The 16,734-nt window shown below is 72.5% G+C and carries 12 protein-coding genes and 2 pseudogenes; 3 read left to right on the forward strand and 11 right to left on the reverse strand.

Translation table 11 applies throughout. The features are described from left to right. Positions 1 to 178: 178 nt before the first annotated feature. The 3 genes and pseudogenes from recA to VE614_RS22535 form a co-directional block, all read right to left on the reverse strand. Positions 179 to 1,198, reverse strand: a pseudogene (gene recA / locus VE614_RS22525) (recombinase RecA); the annotation flags it as partial. A 260-nt stretch (positions 1,199 to 1,458) separates the two neighbouring features. Then, on the reverse strand, positions 1,459 to 2,703 hold the full coding sequence (locus VE614_RS22530) for an AI-2E family transporter (RefSeq protein WP_324940078.1): 1,245 nt from the start codon (positions 2,701 to 2,703) through the stop codon (positions 1,459 to 1,461). Between the two features lie 60 nt (positions 2,704 to 2,763). After that, positions 2,764 to 2,958, reverse strand: coding sequence for a DUF3046 domain-containing protein (locus tag VE614_RS22535; RefSeq protein ID WP_324940081.1), 195 nt, complete (start codon positions 2,956 to 2,958; stop codon positions 2,764 to 2,766). Between the two features lie 80 nt (positions 2,959 to 3,038). Between VE614_RS22535 and VE614_RS22540 the strand changes: the two genes are divergently transcribed. Further along, the gene (locus tag VE614_RS22540) at positions 3,039 to 3,983 is read left to right on the forward strand and encodes a hypothetical protein (protein WP_324940084.1); all 945 of its coding nucleotides are present in this window, start codon (positions 3,039 to 3,041) and stop codon (positions 3,981 to 3,983) included. A 108-nt stretch (positions 3,984 to 4,091) separates the two neighbouring features. On the opposite strand, the gene VE614_RS22545 is transcribed toward VE614_RS22540, so the two are convergent. Beyond that, positions 4,092 to 4,400: an AzlD domain-containing protein gene (locus tag VE614_RS22545; protein WP_324940087.1), complete on the reverse strand. Its 309-nt coding sequence runs from the start codon at positions 4,398 to 4,400 to the stop codon at positions 4,092 to 4,094. Beyond that, positions 4,399 to 4,632, reverse strand: a pseudogene (locus tag VE614_RS22550) (AraC family ligand binding domain-containing protein); the annotation flags it as partial. The pseudogene VE614_RS22550 and the gene VE614_RS22545, both read right to left, overlap by 2 nt. 109 nt (positions 4,633 to 4,741) lie before the next feature. Between VE614_RS22550 and VE614_RS22555 the strand changes: the two are divergent. Continuing rightward, positions 4,742 to 9,766: an ATP-dependent helicase gene (locus VE614_RS22555; RefSeq protein WP_324940090.1), complete on the forward strand. Its 5,025-nt coding sequence runs from the start codon at positions 4,742 to 4,744 to the stop codon at positions 9,764 to 9,766. A gap of 103 nt (positions 9,767 to 9,869) precedes the next feature. After that, the gene (locus tag VE614_RS22560; protein ID WP_324940093.1) at positions 9,870 to 10,724 is read left to right on the forward strand and encodes an Fpg/Nei family DNA glycosylase; all 855 of its coding nucleotides are present in this window, start codon (positions 9,870 to 9,872) and stop codon (positions 10,722 to 10,724) included. A gap of 727 nt (positions 10,725 to 11,451) precedes the next feature. On the opposite strand, the gene VE614_RS22565 is transcribed toward VE614_RS22560, so the two are convergent. The 6 genes from VE614_RS22565 to VE614_RS22590 form a co-directional block, all read right to left on the reverse strand. Next, positions 11,452 to 11,922: a DNA starvation/stationary phase protection protein gene (locus VE614_RS22565; RefSeq protein WP_324940096.1), complete on the reverse strand. Its 471-nt coding sequence runs from the start codon at positions 11,920 to 11,922 to the stop codon at positions 11,452 to 11,454. A gap of 217 nt (positions 11,923 to 12,139) precedes the next feature. After that, positions 12,140 to 12,520, reverse strand: a complete 381-nt coding sequence (locus VE614_RS22570; RefSeq protein ID WP_043504588.1) for a helix-turn-helix domain-containing protein — start codon at positions 12,518 to 12,520, stop codon at positions 12,140 to 12,142. A 109-nt stretch (positions 12,521 to 12,629) separates the two neighbouring features. Further along, positions 12,630 to 13,187 (reverse strand): CinA family protein, encoded by a 558-nt coding sequence (locus VE614_RS22575; protein ID WP_324940101.1) that lies wholly within the window; start codon positions 13,185 to 13,187, stop codon positions 12,630 to 12,632. Beyond that, complete coding sequence (pgsA, locus tag VE614_RS22580) at positions 13,184 to 14,074, reverse strand: CDP-diacylglycerol--glycerol-3-phosphate 3-phosphatidyltransferase (RefSeq protein WP_324940104.1); 891 nt, start codon at positions 14,072 to 14,074, stop codon at positions 13,184 to 13,186. Before pgsA ends, VE614_RS22575 begins: the two co-directional genes overlap by 4 nt. Beyond that, complete coding sequence (rimO, locus tag VE614_RS22585) at positions 14,071 to 15,543, reverse strand: 30S ribosomal protein S12 methylthiotransferase RimO (RefSeq protein WP_324940107.1); 1,473 nt, start codon at positions 15,541 to 15,543, stop codon at positions 14,071 to 14,073. Before rimO ends, pgsA begins: the two co-directional genes overlap by 4 nt. A 93-nt stretch (positions 15,544 to 15,636) precedes the next feature. Beyond that, positions 15,637 to 16,494 (reverse strand): helix-turn-helix domain-containing protein, encoded by an 858-nt coding sequence (locus VE614_RS22590; RefSeq protein ID WP_324940110.1) that lies wholly within the window; start codon positions 16,492 to 16,494, stop codon positions 15,637 to 15,639. Positions 16,495 to 16,734 lie beyond the last annotated feature (240 nt).

A 16,734-nucleotide genomic window follows, 5' to 3' on the forward strand; every position in this document is an offset into this window, starting at 1 on the left:
CGCTGGGGTGTCCCGCGTGCGCGAGCCGCGACCGCGGCCGCCGTCCCCGAACGCGGCCCGCCCGCCCTTCCGGGCCCCGGCACCGGAACGGCCCCGGGCGGGCCGGCGGGCGTTGCCGCCCGCCGGCTCCGCGTCGGCGTCGATGCGGGAGTCGGTCACCGGAGGATCAGAAGTCCGCCGGCTCGGCCGCCGGCGCATCGAGCTTGACGCCGATGCCCAGCTTCTCCTTGATCTTCTTCTCGATCTCGTTGGCCAGGTCGGGGTTGTCCCGCAGGAAGGTGCGGGCGTTCTCCTTGCCCTGCCCCAACTGGTCGCCCTCATAGGTGTACCAGGCGCCGGACTTGCGGATGAAGCCGTGCTCGACCCCCATGTCGATCAGCCCGCCCTCCCGGCTGATGCCCACCCCGTAGAGGATGTCGAACTCGGCCTGCTTGAACGGCGGCGCGACCTTGTTCTTGACCACCTTCACCCGGGTGCGGTTGCCGACCGCCTCGGTGCCGTCCTTGAGGGTCTCGATCCGGCGGATGTCCAGCCGCACCGAGGCGTAGAACTTCAGCGCCCGGCCGCCGGTGGTGGTCTCCGGCGAGCCGAACATCACGCCGACCTTCTCGCGGAGCTGGTTGATGAAGATCGCGGTGGTCTTGGACTGGTTGAGCGCGCTGGTGATCTTCCGCAGGGCCTGGCTCATCAGACGGGCCTGGAGACCCACGTGACTGTCGCCCATCTCGCCCTCGATCTCCGCGCGCGGGACGAGTGCGGCGACGGAGTCGATGACGATCAGGTCGAGGGCACCGGAGCGGACCAGCATGTCCACGATCTCCAGGGCCTGCTCGCCGTTGTCGGGCTGGGAGAGGATCAGGTTGTCGATGTCGACGCCGAGCTTGCGCGCGTACTCGGGGTCGAGGGCGTGCTCCGCGTCCACGAAGGCGACCTGGCCGCCGGCCTTCTGGGCGTTGGCCACGGCGTGCAGGGTCAGCGTGGTCTTACCGGAGGACTCCGGCCCGTAGATCTCCACCACACGGCCGCGGGGCAGACCGCCCACGCCGAGGGCCACGTCGAGCGCTGTCGACCCGGTCGGGATGACCTCGATGGGCTCCCTCGACCGCTCGCCCATGCGCATGACCGCGCCCTTGCCGAATTGTCGTTCAATCTGCGCGAGGGCGGCGTCGAGGGCCTTCTCGCGGTCGGTTCCTGCCATGGGTTCCACCCGGTTTGCTTGAGTCGATCGCTTCACGTCAATGACGCTAACGCCTGCCACTGACAATGCGTCCTGACGCGGGTTCGGCCTGTGGATAACTCAGGCACTTCTCTATCCAAAGTAGGTCGAAACGCCCATCCAGAGCCTCGCCGGAGCCTCTATATGAATGGATGTTCGATTTTTGTGTCAAGCGAGGCACGCGGCACGTGGGGCGTTGCGGACGCGCACCCCGCCGCCGCTCCGGAGAGGGCCGCTCGGCCCTAGGGGCGCGGTCGCTCGGCCGACCGCAGCCTCCGCCACAGCCCCCGCAGCCGCACGACCGGGCCGGGCCCGGCGCCCCGCCCGCGGTGGCCGTGGACCCGCGGGTCGTCCGTCACCGCGTACCGCTTCACATATGCCCCGAGGAACGCCTGGAGGGTGGCGACCGCCGGGATGGCGATCAGCGCGCCGACGGCGCCGAGCAGCGCGGTGCCGGCGACGACCGAGCCGAAGGCGACCGCCGGATGGATGTCGACGGTCTTCGAGGTGAGCATGGGCTGCAGCACGTAGTTCTCGAACTGCTGGTAGATCACGACGAAGATCAGCACCCATAGCGCGTACCAGGGATCCACCGTGAAGGCGATCAGCATGGGCAGGGCGCCCGCGAGATAAGTGCCGATGGTGGGGATGAACTGGGACACCAGGCCCACCCAGACGGCCAGCACGGGCGCGTAGGGCACGCCCAGAATCTCCAGCAGTACGTAGTGCGCCACTCCCGAGATGAGCGCCATGAGGCCGCGCGAGTACAGATAGCCGCCGGTCTTGTTCACGGCGATCTCCCAGGCCCGCAGCACCTCGGCCTGCCGGGCCGGCGGAAGCACGGAGCAGAGAGCCCGGCGCAGCCTCGGCCCGTCGGCGGCGAAGTAGAAGGAGAACAGGCCGATCGTCAGCAGCTGGAACAGGCCCCCGAGGACCTGCGCCGACACATCGAGCACACCGGTGGCGCTGTTCTGCACATAGTTGCGCAGCCAGTCGGAGCGGAGCAGGCCCTCCTGGATGTCCACCCGCCTCAGGTCGGTGTTGAAGTGGGTGTTGATCCAGTTGATCACGGAGTCGAGATAGTTCGGGAAGTTCTCGACCATGGTGATGATCTGGCCCGCCAGCATGGAGCCGAGCAGGGTGACGAAACCGGCGGCCACCACCGTCACGGCGAGGAAGACCAGGAAGGTGCCGAGCCCCCGGCGCACCCCGCGCGAGGCCATCCAGCTCACCGCCGGTTCGACGGCGAGCGCCAGGAAGAAAGCGATCAGGATGTTGATCAGCAGACCGGTGAGCTGGTGGAAGGCCCAACTGCCGAGCTGGAACACGGCGATGAGCGCGAGCGCCAGCACCATGGCGCGCGGCAGCCACCGGGGCATGCGCGCACCCGGGGCGACGGCGTCGTCGGCCGGGGGCCGGGCGGGCGGCGTCGTACCGTTCGAGGATGCGTGCGGGGCGGCCGGCCCGGTCTCATCTGTGGATGCCACGGTGCAAGTCTCGCCCACGCCACCGACAACCGGTCGCCGTCCCGCGATCTTCGTGACCTGTCAGCGCCTCTCCTGTGGCACGTTCATGACGTCGCAGACCACACGCCACACGTCCTTGGCCTCCCAGCCCGAGGCCAGCGCCTCGTCGACGGTGCGCCCGCCCAGCTCCGACATCACGTGATCGCGCGCGAAGGTTTCGGCGTATCCCGTCCCGAAGTGCTCCGCCATCCGCTCCCAGAAGACCGTCAACCGCATGACACCAGTATCCCGCCCCTGAGAGTGGGCCCTGGCCGGGACCGCTTGCCGAGCCCGCTTTTCGCCCTACGGTCGGGGCCATGGCCGAAACAGGAGCATCCCCACCCCTCTCGACGCGCCCCGCGCGGTCCCCGCTCTTCCGCGCCGAACACTTCGTCTGGCTCACCGCGCGGGTGCTGGAACAACGCCTCTTCGCGCATCACTTCCTCAACGGTGGCGCCGACCCCGTGGAGACCGCACTGGACGCCTACCGCAATCAGGACGGCGGTTACGGCCACGCCCTCGAACCCGATCTGCGCGGCCCGCTCAGCCAGCCACTGCACACCGCGCGGGCGCTGCGCGTACTGGACTCGATCGGGCGCTGCGGCGGACAGCGCGTGGAGCGGGTCTGCCGCTACCTGACCTCGGTGTCTTCGGCCGACGGAGCGCTGCCGGCCGTCCACCCCACCCAGCGCGGCTACCCGGCGGCCCCGTTCCTGCCGATCGTGGACGATCCGCCCAGCGAGCTTCTCGCCACCGGCCCCGTCGTCGGTCTGCTGCACGGCAACGAGGTGTGGCACGCGTGGCTGTTCCGCGCCACGGACTTCTGCTGGCAGGCGGTGGAGTCGCTGGAGCGGTCCCACCCGTACGAGATCCAGTCCGCCGTCGCCTTCCTGGACACCGTCCCCGACCGGGCCCGCGCGGAGTCGGCCGCCGACCGCCTGGGCCGCCTGGTGCGTGAGCAACGGCTCGCGGCCCTCGACCCGGACCGCCTCGACGCCTTTCCCGTCGCCGCGGGTTACGCCCCGGGCGAGCACCACTTCCCGCACGACTACGCGCCGACACCGCGCTCCCTCGCGCGCGCGTGGTTCACCGACGACGAGATGGCGCGCTCCCTCGACCACCTGGCGGCCGAGCAGCAGGAGGACGGCGGCTGGCCCATCCGCTGGCGCCAGTGGGCCCCCGCGGCGGCCCTGGAGGCGCGCCCCATGGTGACGATCGAGGCCCTGCGCACGCTCAGAGCGCACGGCCGCCCCATCGGCTGACTCACCCCCGCGCGGAGACCGGCCGAGGCTCTGCGGACCGGTCGAGCCCCCACGGACCGGTCGAGCCCCCGCGCCCCCTCAGGGCATACGGCCGGCCCCTTCGCTGACTCACCCGCCCAGCGCCCGCACCCCCGCCGTCACCACCACGGCCGCCGCGACGACGAGCAGGAAGGGCGCGCGCAGCGCGAGTGCCACACCGGCCGCGGCGACCCCGGCCGCCCTCGCGTCCAGCACCGGCGTCCGCCCGTCGGCGAAGGTCTGCTGGGCCGTGAGGGCGGCGAGGAGCGCCACGGGCAGCAGCGCGGCGAGCCGTCTGACGAGCGGCCGCTCCAGCACCCCGGCGGGGACCAGCAGCCCGGCCAGCTTGACGGCGTAGCAGCCCACGACCGTCGCTGCGATGGCGATCCAGGTGTTCACCGGTCCACGGCGTGTCCGGGTTCACCAGCGCCAGCGCCCCCGCCCCGGCGTACTGATCGGCCCCGCGGTGATGGAAGACCTCGACCCCGTCCGCGATGGCGGCGATCACGAAGTGCTCGTGGGTGTGCCGCACGAACGTCTTGCGGACGTACCGGGCCCGCAGCAGATCGACCCCGGGCAGCTCGGCGTACCGCCAGTGCCGCGCCCGCTCACTCGAACCCATGCACCCCATTGTCGGCGAGGGCGGCACCCGGCTGCCCGCTGCGCCCGGCGCGCCCCGGGGTGCACCCACGAACCTCCGGCTCAGGCCCGTTGTCAGTGGCGAGGTGCAGGATGGACGCATGGCCAGCTCCCGACACCAAGCCCTGGACGGCTTCTCCCCCGCGACCCGCGGTTGGTTCACGGGTGCCTTCTCCGCGCCCACCGCCGCCCAGGCGGGCGCCTGGAAGGCGATCCGCGAGGGTTCGGACGTCCTGGTGGTCGCCCCCACCGGCTCCGGCAAAACCCTGGCCGCCTTCCTCGCCGCCCTGGACCAGCTGGCCTCCACTCCCCCGCCGGCCGACCCCAAGAAGCGCTGCCGCGTCCTGTACGTCTCGCCGCTCAAGGCGCTGGCCGTCGACGTCGAGCGCAATCTCCGCAGCCCGCTCACCGGCATCCGCCAGGAAGCCGTCCGCCTCGGCCTGCCCGAGCCGGAGGTGAAGGTCGGCATCCGCTCCGGTGACACCCCCGCCGCCGAGCGCCGTGCCCTGTCCACCCGCCCGCCGGACATCTTGATCACCACCCCCGAGTCCCTGTTCCTGATGCTGACGTCGGCCACGCGGGACGCGCTGGCCGGCGTCGAGACGGTGATCCTGGACGAGGTCCACGCGGTCGCCGGCACCAAGCGCGGCGCCCACCTCGCCCTCTCCCTGGAGCGCCTGGACGAGCTGCTGCCGAGGCCGGCCCGCCGCATCGGCCTGTCGGCGACCGTCCGCCCGGTCGACGAGGTCGCCCGCTTCCTCTCCCCACGGGGCAAGGTGGAGATCGTCCAGCCGAAGTCGGGCAAGGAGTTCGACCTCTCCGTGGTCGTCCCGGTCGAGGACTTGGGCGAGCTGGGCGGCTCCCCTGCCGCCGAGGGCGGCGAGGGCGGCGAGCGCCCGTCGATCTGGCCGCATGTCGAGGAGCGGATCACCGACCTCGTCCAGTCCCACCGCTCCACGATCGTCTTCGCCAACTCGCGCCGCCTCGCCGAACGCCTGTGCAACCGCCTGAACGAGATCGCGTACGAGCGGGCCACCGGCGAAAGCCTCGACGAACATCACTCTCCGGCCGAGCTGATGGGCGGTTCGGGCGCCGCCCAGGGTGCCCCGCCGGTCATCGCGCGCGCCCACCACGGTTCGGTCTCCAAGGAGCAGCGCGCCCTGGTCGAGGAGGACCTGAAGGCGGGCCGCCTCCCCGCCGTCGTCGCCACCTCCAGCCTCGAACTGGGCATCGACATGGGCGCGGTCGACCTGGTCGTCCAGGTCGAGTCCCCGCCCTCGGTGGCCTCCGGCCTGCAACGTGTCGGCCGCGCGGGCCACCAGGTCGGCGCGGTCTCCACCGGTGTGGTCTTCCCGAAGTACCGCGGCGACCTGGTCCAGGCGGCCGTCGTCACCGAGCGCATGCGCACCGGCGCGATCGAGTCCCTGAAGGTCCCCGCCAACCCGCTGGACGTGCTGGCCCAGCAGCTGGTCGCCATGACGGCGCTGGACACCTGGCAGGTCGACGACCTGCTCGCCACCGTCCGGCGCGCCGCCCCCTTCGCCTCGCTCCCCGAGTCGGCGTTCACCGCGGTCCTCGACATGCTCGCCGGGCGGTATCCGTCCGACGCCTTCGCCGAGCTGCGCCCGCGCGTGGTGTGGGACCGCGTGGCGGGTACGGTCACGGGCCGCCCCGGGGCCCAGCGCCTCGCCGTCACCTCCGGCGGCACGATCCCCGACCGGGGCCTCTTCGGCGTCTTCCTGGCCGGTGCCGACCCCAAGAAGGGCGGCGGCCGGGTCGGCGAGCTGGACGAGGAGATGGTCTACGAGTCCCGCGTGGGCGACGTCTTCACGCTCGGCACGAGTTCCTGGCGCATCGAGGACATCACCCGCGACCGCGTCCTGGTCTCCCCGGCGCCCGGTGTCCCGGGCCGGCTGCCCTTCTGGAAGGGCGACCAGCTGGGCCGTCCGCTGGAGCTGGGCCGCGCGGTGGGCGCGTTCCTGCGCGAGGTCGGCTCGCTGCCCAAGGACGACGCCCGCCCGCGCCTGCTCGCCGCGGGCCTCGACGCCTGGGCGGCCGACAACGTGCTCTCCTATCTGGACGAGCAGCGCGAGGCCTGCGGCCACATCCCGGACGACCGCACGATCGTCGTGGAGCGCTTCCGCGACGAGCTCGGCGACTGGCGGGTCGTCGTCCACTCCCCCTTCGGCGCCCAGGTCCACGCCCCCTGGGCCCTCGCGCTCGGCGCCAGACTCTCCGAGCGGTACGGCATGGACGCCCAGGTGATGCACGCCGACGACGGCATCGTGCTGCGCCTGCCCGACGCCGACCTGCTGGGCATGGATCTGCTCGACCAGGAACCCCTGAAGGCGGGGGCGGAGTACGACGCCGAGCAGGCGCCGGTCGGTGCGGCCGACGTCGTGTTCGATCAGGGCGAGGTCGACCAGATCGTCACCGACCAGGTCGGCGGCTCTGCCCTGTTCGCGGCCCGCTTCCGCGAGTGCGCCGCCCGCGCGCTGCTGCTGCCGCGCCGCAACCCGGGCAAGCGCACCCCGCTGTGGCAGCAACGTCAGCGCGCCTCGCAGCTGCTCCAGGTGGCGAGCGAGTTCGGCTCGTTCCCGATCGTCCTGGAGGCCGTCCGCGAGTGCCTCCAGGACGTCTTCGACGTCCCCGGTCTCGTCGAGCTGATGGGCGACCTGGAGTCCCGCAAGGTCCGCCTGGTGGAGGTCACCACCCCCGAGCCGTCCCCCTTCGCCCGCTCCCTCCTCTTCGGGTACGTCGCCCAGTTCCTGTACGAGGGGGACTCACCGCTCGCCGAGCGCCGCGCGGCGGCCCTCTCGCTGGACTCACGTCTGCTGGCCGAACTGCTCGGCCAGGCGGAGCTGCGCGAACTGCTCGACGCGGAGGTGCTGACCGAGCTGGAGCGGGAGCTGCAGTGGCTCACCGAGGACCGCCGGATCAAGGACGTCGAGGGCGTCGCCGACCTGCTGCGGCTGCTCGGCCCGCTCACGGACGCCGAACTGGCCGAGCGGGGCGCCGAGCCCCAGTGGGCCCAGGAGCTGGCCGGCGCCCGCCGCGCGATCCGGGTGCGCATCGCCGGCACCGGCCACTGGGCGGCGATCGAGGACGCGGGCCGCCTGCGCGACGCCCTCGGCACGGCCCTGCCGGTCGGTGTCCCGGAGGCCTTCACCGAACCGGTGAAGGACCCCTTGGGAGACCTGCTCGCGCGCTATGCCCGCACCCACGGTCCCTTCACCTCCACCACCGCTGCGGCCCGCTTCGGCCTCGGTGTGGCAGTCACCGAGGGCGCCCTGCAACGCCTGGCGGCGTCCGGCCGGGTCGTCCAGGGTGAGTTCCATCCGGCGGGCATCGGCCAGGAGTGGTGCGACGCGGCCGTCCTGCGCCGCCTGCGCCGCCGCTCCCTCGCCGCCCTGCGGCACGAACTGGAGCCGGTGCCCCCGGCCGCGCTCGCCCAGTTCCTGCCCCAGTGGCAGCACATCGGCCAGGGCCACGCCCTGCGCGGCGTCGACGGCCTGGTGCGCGCCATCGAACAGCTCCAGGGCGCCTCCGTCCCGGCTTCCGCCCTGGAGAAGCTGGTCCTGCCGTCCCGGGTGACCGGTTACGCCCCGGCGATGCTCGACGAGCTCACCGCCGCCGGAGAAGTGGTGTGGGCCGGCGCCGGGGCCCTGCCCGGCAAGGACGGCTGGGTCTCCCTGTACCTGGCCGACGCGGCTCCCCTGCTGCTGCCACCCCCGCACCCACTCGAACTGACGGCCCTTCACCAGTCCGTCCTGGACACCCTCTCCGGGGGTTACGGCCTGTTCTTCCGCCAGATCGCCGACCAGGTCCGCGCCACCACCCACCCGGACGCCACGGACCCCCAACTGGCCGACGCCCTGTGGGACCTGGCCTGGTCCGGACGGCTGACCAACGACACGCTCGCCCCGATGCGCGCCCTGCTCGGCTCCGGCCGCACCGCGGGTTCCACGGCCCACCGGGCCAAGCGCGCCGTCCCGCGCGGGCGCTACGGCTCCCTGACGGCCGCCGCCCGCCACGCGTCCCGCGGCGGCCCGCCGACCGTCGCCGGCCGCTGGTCCCTGCTCCCCTCACGGGAGGCCGACACCACCGTGCGCGCCCACGCCCTGGCCCGCGTCCTGCTCGACCGGCATGGCGTGGTGACCCGGGGCGCGGTGGCCGCCGAGGGCGTCGAGGGCGGCTTCTCGGCGACGTACCGCGTCCTGTCCGTCTTCGAGGAGAGCGGCCAGGCCCGGCGCGGCTATGTGGTGGAGGGCCTGGGCGCCGCCCAGTTCGCGATGGACGGCGCTGTGGACCGCCTCCGCGCGGTGGCCAACGCCCGTGAGCGCGACGCCGGCCGCCCCGACGCCGACTTCGCCCACGGCACACCCGGCCTCACCGGCACCGGCGCACCCGGCGGCACCGGCACTCCCTGGCCCACCGGAGCCGCCACGCCCGGTCCCGACGGCACCGGCGCGCCCCTGGGCGTGGACAGGGCCACCGCCGACTTCCTCGACGGCGCCCGCCCGCTCGGCCCGTTCGAGGACCACGCGGCCACCTGGTACGACACCACGGACGACGGCGGCGACCCCTTCGACGCCCCGGCCGGTCACCCGGCGCCGGGCGAGTACGTCTCCCCCCGCGACCGGGCCCGCCCTTCGCCCGCCTGGCAGAACGGCGGCCGCCCGCCCTACGCCCGGGGCTCCGGCCGCCGCTCCCCCGGCACCCCCGGCACCCCCGGCACCCGCGCCGTCGTCCTCGCCGCCGCCGACCCGGCGAACGCCTACGGCGCGGCCCTCCCCTGGCCCGACCCGCCCACCGACGCCGGACACAAGCCGGGCCGCAAAGCGGGCTCCCTCGTCGTTCTCGTCGAGGGCGACCTGGCGCTCTACATGGAGCGCGGCGGCAAGACCCTGCTGGCCTGGCCCACCGACCAGGACACCGACCCCGTGGACGACCCCCGGCTGCGCGCCGCCGCCGACGCCCTCGCCGCGGCCGCCCGCGCGGGCTCCCTCGGCACGGTCACCGTGGAGCGGATCAACGGCGCGCAGGCCCTGACCTCACCCATCGGCGCCCTCCTGGAAGGAGCGGGCTTCATCGCCACCCCCCGAGGCCTCCGCCTGCGGGCCTGACCACCGGCCCCGCGCGGGAACGGCGCAGCAGGAACGCGCGGCAACCCCGAAACGGAAACGCCCGGGAACGCGCCTGCCCGCCCCCTCGTGCCACCCTTGACCCATGCCCGAAGGAGACACGGTCTGGCAGGCCGCGAGCCGGTTGCACGCCGCCCTCGCGGGCAAGGTGCTGACCCGCTCCGATCTGCGGGTCCCCCGGTTCGCGACGGCCGACCTCACCGGCCGTACCGTCCTGGACGTCACCCCGCGCGGCAAGCACATCCTCGCCCGCGTCGAAGGCGGCCTCACCCTGCACTCACACCTGAAGATGGACGGCTCCTGGAAGATCTACGTGGCCGGTGAACGCTGGACCGGCGGCCCGGAGCACCAGATCCGCGCGATCCTCGGCACCGCCGACCGCACGGCCGTCGGATACCGCCTCCCCGTCCTCGAACTGCTCCGCACGGCCGACGAGGACCGCGCCGTGGGCCACCTCGGCCCCGACCTCCTGGGCCCGGACTGGGACGCCGACCGCGCCCTGGCCAACCTCCTCGCCGACCCCGCCCGCCCCCTCGGCGAAGCCCTCTTGGACCAGCGCAACCTCGCCGGCATCGGCAACGTGTTCAAGAGCGAGCTGTGCTTCCTGCTGGGCGCCACCCCCTGGCTGCCGGTCGGCGCCCTTCCCGCCGACCGCGCGGCCCAGCTCCCGGTCCTCGCCAAGAAGCTCCTGGAAGCCAACCGCGAGCGCCCGGTCCGCAGCACCACGGGCCGCCGCGGCCAGGACCTGTACGTCTACGGCCGCGCCCCCCGCCCCTGCCTGCGCTGCCGCACCCCCGTCCGGGTCGCCGACCAGGGCGACGGCTCCCGGGACCGCCCCACCTACTGGTGCCCCACCTGCCAGACCGGCCCGGCCCCCGCCGCCTCCCGCTCACGCTCTCCCGGCACCCACCCCACCAGGGCGTCGCGCCGCACCGACTGACGAGCCGTCAGTTTCGCTCGTACGGTCCGCTCTCGCCTGAACGAGACGGCCGCCCTGGTCAAGGTCCGGGGCAGCACCACCCACCCGCGCCTCCTCGACGTCACCGACCGCGCCGCTCTCCAGCGGGCCATGGCCACCTGCGAACGTCTGGACGTCCTGGCGGCGATCGCCGGAACGCAGGAAATCGCTCACGCGGTCCGGTATCCGGCCTCGGACGCCTCGCCCTTCACGACAGGTCGAATCCTGCGCCCCAACGGCGGCGCGGCGATGCCTTGGCAGCGTCCGCGCCCACGCCCACGCCCCCGTTCACATGCCCATCGGCATCCGCTTCCGCTTCCGCGTCCGCATCCGCGCCCGCGCCCGCGCCCTCACCCGCATCCCCCGCCCGCCAAGCGGCCCGCCAGCGCCCGGTCCGGACCGCTCCGACGGCCCGCGCCTTGGACACGGTGTGCACCGGGAGCAGACTCAGCCCCCACCCCCCGGCCACGACGACCCCTTCCAGCGCCCCCGTGTCCGGCGCGACCACGACCCGGAGCAGAGCCCACCACCACACCGCGCCGAGCCCCAGAACCGCCCCCCAGCGCACTATCCGCCCCGCCATGGCCGCCACCTCCAGCCCGACGCCGGAACGCCGTCTCACCCCGACCGGGCCGACGTCAGACGGCCACTCTCAGCGCGGGTGAGGCGCACCACAGGCACGGGGGCGCACCACTCGCGGCGCCCCGCGTCATACGTTCTCGGCCTGGAACATCCAGTGATGCTTCTCCAGATCCGCCGTGATTCCGATGAGGATGTCCTGGGACACGGGATCCGGTTCCTCGGTCGCGCTCACCCGCTCCCGCATGCGGATGATCACCGCTCCCAGCGCCTCCACGAGCACCCGCACCGCGTCCTCGTCCTTGACCCACCCGCCGGCCACCTCCTGGATGCCGCTGCCGGAGGCCACCGTCGAGGCCCGTCCGTCGGGCGAGACACCGAGTGCGGAGGCCCGCTCGGCGACCGTGTCGGAGTGCGTCCGCGCGGTGTCCACGACCTCGTCCAGCTGGAGGTGCACCGACCTGAACCGCGGACCGACGACGTTCCAGTGCACCTGCTTCGCCACCAGCGCGAGGTCCACCAGATCGACGAGCGCTCCCTGCAGCGCGTCGGCGACGGTCTTCAGGTCCGTGTCGGACAGCGGGCTCTTCACGACGTTCATCCGCACCTCCGGTGACTCACCCCGTCATGGCTCCTCCACCATGACGGGATCCCGCATACCCGGCAAACGGAGCACATACCCAACGTGACAGCAGGGAGGGAAAGACCGGCAGTCAACCGAGTCCGCACACGCGAAAACCCCGACCCGCTTCTCCGGTCTCCCCGGAAAAGCCCCGGTCGGGGCTCACACGTCACACTCGTTCAGCGCCGCGAGACACTCACGCGGCGACCACGTCCACCGCTTCGGCGGGCGCCTTGATGGTCACCCGTTCCGGTGGCACACCGGTCACCGAAACAGAGCCCAGCATCGGACGAACCGGCGTGTGCACAGGCTCACTGGGGGTGGCCGCAGCGGACTGGGCCAGCTCGGCGAGGGCGAGCTCGTCGCTCACTTCCCGCATCAGCTCGGACATCCGTACGTCCAGCGCGTCGCAGATGGCGGCGAGCAGCTCGGAGGAAGCCTCCTTCTGCCCCCGCTCCACCTCGGAGAGATAGCCGAGTGAGACTCGGGCGGACGAGGAGACTTCGCGCAGAGTACGGCCCTGGCGCTGGCGCTGCCGACGCAGCACGTCACCCAGCAGGCGACGGAGCAGAATCATCGGTGGCTCCCTCCTCGGACCGCGTAGCCGCATCCTTCACGCCCCACCGTACCGCCTCGCGCCGCGGCCGTGCGGGGAGCGATGTCGTGTTCACTCAGGGCTGCAAACATCAAAACCCCCCGTTCTGTTCCGTATCCTGTGCCCGCTCATTCCCGGTCTGTTCGCTCGCGAGTTCCTTCAGAAGGAGTGCGAGTACGCTCCGTACACTCTCCATACGAATTTCCGCGCGGTCGCCGTTCAACCGCAGCGACTCCACTTTTCCGCCACCGGCAGAACCGGAATCCGTTCCGACGGGTCCCGCCAGCGCCACGAACACCGTCCCCACGGGCTGTCCGTCCTGGGGATCGGGGCCGGCGACACCGGTGGTCGCGATGCCCCAGTCGGCGCCCAGCGCCTTGCGCACTCCGGCCGCCATCTGGGCCGCGACCTGCGGATCCACCGCTCCGCTCCGGGCCAGCAGGGTGTCGTCGACACCCAGCAGCCGGTGCTTCAGCTCGGTGGCGTAGGCCGTCACCGAACCGCGGAACGCCTTGGACGCCCCCGGAACCGCCGTCAGCTCCGCGGCGACCAGTCCACCGGTCAGCGACTCGGCGACGGCGACCGTCTCACCGTTCACCGTGAGTAGTCGCACCACGTCGGCGGCGATGCCGGCAGCCGTGGACCTCACCCTTCCGTCTCCTCCAACGCGGCCTTGCGCTCGGCGATTCCCTGCCTGCGCAGCACAATGGCCTGTCTCACATAGTCAAGACCGGTCACCACGGTCAGAACGACCGCCGCGGCCATCACCCAGAAGCGCAGGGTGGCCAGCCACCCGGTCAGCGCCAGCACGTACATCCCGACGGCCACCCCCTGCGTGAGGGTCTTGAGCTTGCCGCCCCGGCTCGCCGGGATGACCCCGTACCGAATGACCAGGAAACGCAGCAGCGTGACCCCGAGTTCCCGTCCGAGGATGACCGCCGTCACCCACCACGGCAGATCGCCCAGCGCCGAGAGACAGATCAGCGCCGCTCCCATGATCGCCTTGTCGGCGATGGGGTCGGCGATCTTCCCGAAGTCGGTGACGAGATTGTAGGCGCGCGCCAGATGGCCGTCGAAGAGATCGGTGATCATGGCGATGGCGAAAGCCGCCCAGGCGAGCGAACGCCACGCGGGGTCGTACCCCCCCTCGGCCAGCATCAGGGCGACGAAGGCGGGCACCAGGGCCAGCCGGAGCATGGTCAGCAGGTTGGCGATGTTCCAGACACTCGCCTGGTTCACCGCGGCAGCCGCGATCTTGCCGCCCCTCGCGGGCTTCGCGCCCTCCGGCGCACCGCCGGCCGCCACACTCTCGGAGACGCCCCCGGACGCACCGGACGCACCAGGCACCCCGGAGCCGCCCCCGGACCCGTCCGGCACCGAGGCGGCCACGGCGGCACCGCGAGGCCCGCCTCCCAGTGGCCCGGCGGCACTCTGGCCGTGGGCGGCGGCACCGGCCGCCCCCGTGCCCTGGGCGGAAGCCGCAGCCGCGCCGTTCGCCCAAGCGGGCCCGCCCGCGGCCGCCGGCACTCCGGTCATCTGCCCGCCTCCTCACTGCCTCCGGGATGGCCCGCCATCGGCTCGGCCACCAGGTCGACACCCTCGGTACCGACCACCTTGGCCTCGACCATACGGCCGGTGCTCAGGCCCGCGCCGCTCGTGAGCAGCACCTGCCCGTCCGTCTCCGGCGCCTGGTGGGCCGCACGGCCGTAGGTGCCCTCCACCTCGTCCACCGACTCCACCAGGACCCGCACGGTCGAGCCGACGCGCTCCTCGGCGCGCTGCGAGACCAGTTCCTCGGCCAGCCGGGAGATGTGGGCCAGCCGCTCGGCCACCACGTCCTCGTCGAGCTTGTTGTCGTACGTCGCGGCTTCGGTGCCCTCCTCGTCGGAGTAGCCGAAGACGCCGATGGCGTCCAGGCGCGCGCCGTTCAGGAAGCGCTCCAGCTCGGCCAGGTCGGCCTCGGTCTCGCCGGGGAAGCCGACGATGAAGTTGGAGCGCACACCGGCCTCGGGGGCCTTGCTCCGGATGGTGTCCAGCAGCTCCAGGAAGCGGTCGGTGTCGCCGAAGCGGCGCATCGCGCGCAGCACGTCCGGGGCGGAGTGCTGGAAGGAGAGGTCGAAATAGGGGGCGACCTTGGGCGTGGAGGTGAGCACGTCGATGAGCCCGGGCCGCATCTCGGCGGGCTGCAGATAGCTCACGCGCACCCGCTCGATGCCGTCCACGTCGGCCAGCTCGGGCAGCAGCGACTCCAGCAGGCGGATGTCGCCCAGGTCCTTGCCGTACGAGGTGTTGTTCTCGGAGACCAGCATGACCTCCTTGACTCCCTGCTCGGCGAGCCAGCGCGTCTCGTTCAGCACATCGCTGGGGCGGCGCGAGATGAAGGAGCCGCGGAAGGACGGGATGGCGCAGAAGGTGCAGCGCCGGTCGCAGCCGGAGGCCAGCTTCACCGAGGCCACCGGGGAGCCGTCGAGCCGGCGGCGCAGCGGCGCGCGGGGGCCGGAGGCGGGGGCCAGGCCCTCCGGGAGATCGGCGGGCGCGTGCCCCGGAAGGGCGACCTCCGCCGCGGACTCCTGGCGCTCGGCGGGGCTGATCGGCAGCAGCTTGCGCCGGTCGCGGGGGGTGTGGGCGGCGTGGATGCCGCCGCTCAGGATGGTCTGGAGCCGGCCGGAGATGTCGGCGTAGTCGTCGAAGCCGAGCACGCCGTCGGCCTCGGGCAGGGCCTCGGCCAGCTCCTTGCCGTACCGCTCGGCCATGCAGCCGACCGCCACCACGGCCTGGGTCTTGCCGTGGCTCTTGAGGTCGTTGGCCTCCAGCAGGGCGTCGACGGAGTCCTTCTTGGCGGCGTCGACGAAACCGCAGGTGTTGACGACGGCGACATCGGCGTCCGCGGCGTCCTCGACGAGCTGCCAGCCGTCCGCCTCCAAACGGCCTGCGAGCTCCTCCGAGTCCACCTCGTTACGGGCGCAGCCAAGGGTGACCAGTGCGACGGTACGGCGTTCAGGCATGGGCTCAAGACTACTTCGTCCCACGGACACCCCACGTCGACGGGGTTGACCGAGCTTGGCCAACCCCGTACCGCCTTCCCCTGGTGAAGCCCCTTATCCGACCTGCGGGTCACCCTTGGTGTACGTGAGCCGTTCCACGGCTCCCGGCTGGAAGTCGTCCTCGATCTTCTTGCCGTTCACATACAGCTGGATCGCCCCGGCGTCGCCGAGAACCAGGTTGATCTTGGAGCTGTCCTGGAAGGTCTTGGAGTCGCCCTGCTTGAGCAGCCCGTCGAAGAGCAGCCGGCCGTTGTGGTCCTTGGCCGAGATCCAGCTCCGGCCGTCGACCGCGCTGACCTGCACCGTCACCTTGTCCTGCGGCGCGGCGGCGATGGCGCTCTCGGTCGGGTCCGGCTTCGGGTCGGTGGTCTTGCCCGCCCCGGCGCTCGGCGAGGACGACGTGCTCTTCGACGGCGCCGCGCCCTCGGCCACCTGGGCCCCGGCGCCGCTGTCGGAGTCGCCCTTGAACACGGTGAAGCCGACGAAGCCGACCACGGCGACGATGGCGGCGACCATCGCCGCGGTCCAGTTCGGCCCGCGCCGCTCCGGACGGATGCGTTCCGCCTCGAACAGCGGCGCCGCCGGGGTGGGCTCCGGCCGTCCGCCGTGCTCGGCGTCGTACTGGGCGACCAGCGGGGCCGGATCGAGGTGGACGGCCCGGGCCAGGGTCCTGATGTGGCCACGGGCGTACACGTCTCCGCCGCAGGGCGCGAAATCGTCCGACTCGATCGCGTGCACGATGGCGATCCGGACCCGGGTGGCGCTGCTGACGTCGTCGACGGTCAGCCCGGCCGCGATGCGCGCTTGCCGCAGGGCACGGCCGATGGAGGGGCGGGGCTTCTCGGGCACGTCGGAAACGTCGGATACGTCTTCGAACGGACGCTCGTCTTCAGGGGAGTTGCCGATGGACACGGGGGCGCCTTTCGAGCGTGTAGCCACCTGCTGGAGGTTCAGTCTAGGGGGGGTGCGAAAGGGTGGGGCAACCGGGCGGTGGGACTTTGTACGCCATCCGAATGGCCGGACATTCCGATGGTCGGGTACACGGTTCTCGCTTCCCTCAACTTGACGTGCGCCGAAGGGAAACGGTTGCTCACCGACCCCTTACGGGTGAGTCACGATCGGACAACCGGAGTATCGCGTCCTCACCCGGGG

The sequence above is a fragment of the Streptomyces sp. genome (genome assembly GCF_035645055.1).
Classification (GTDB): Bacteria; Actinomycetota; Actinomycetes; order Streptomycetales; family Streptomycetaceae; genus Streptomyces.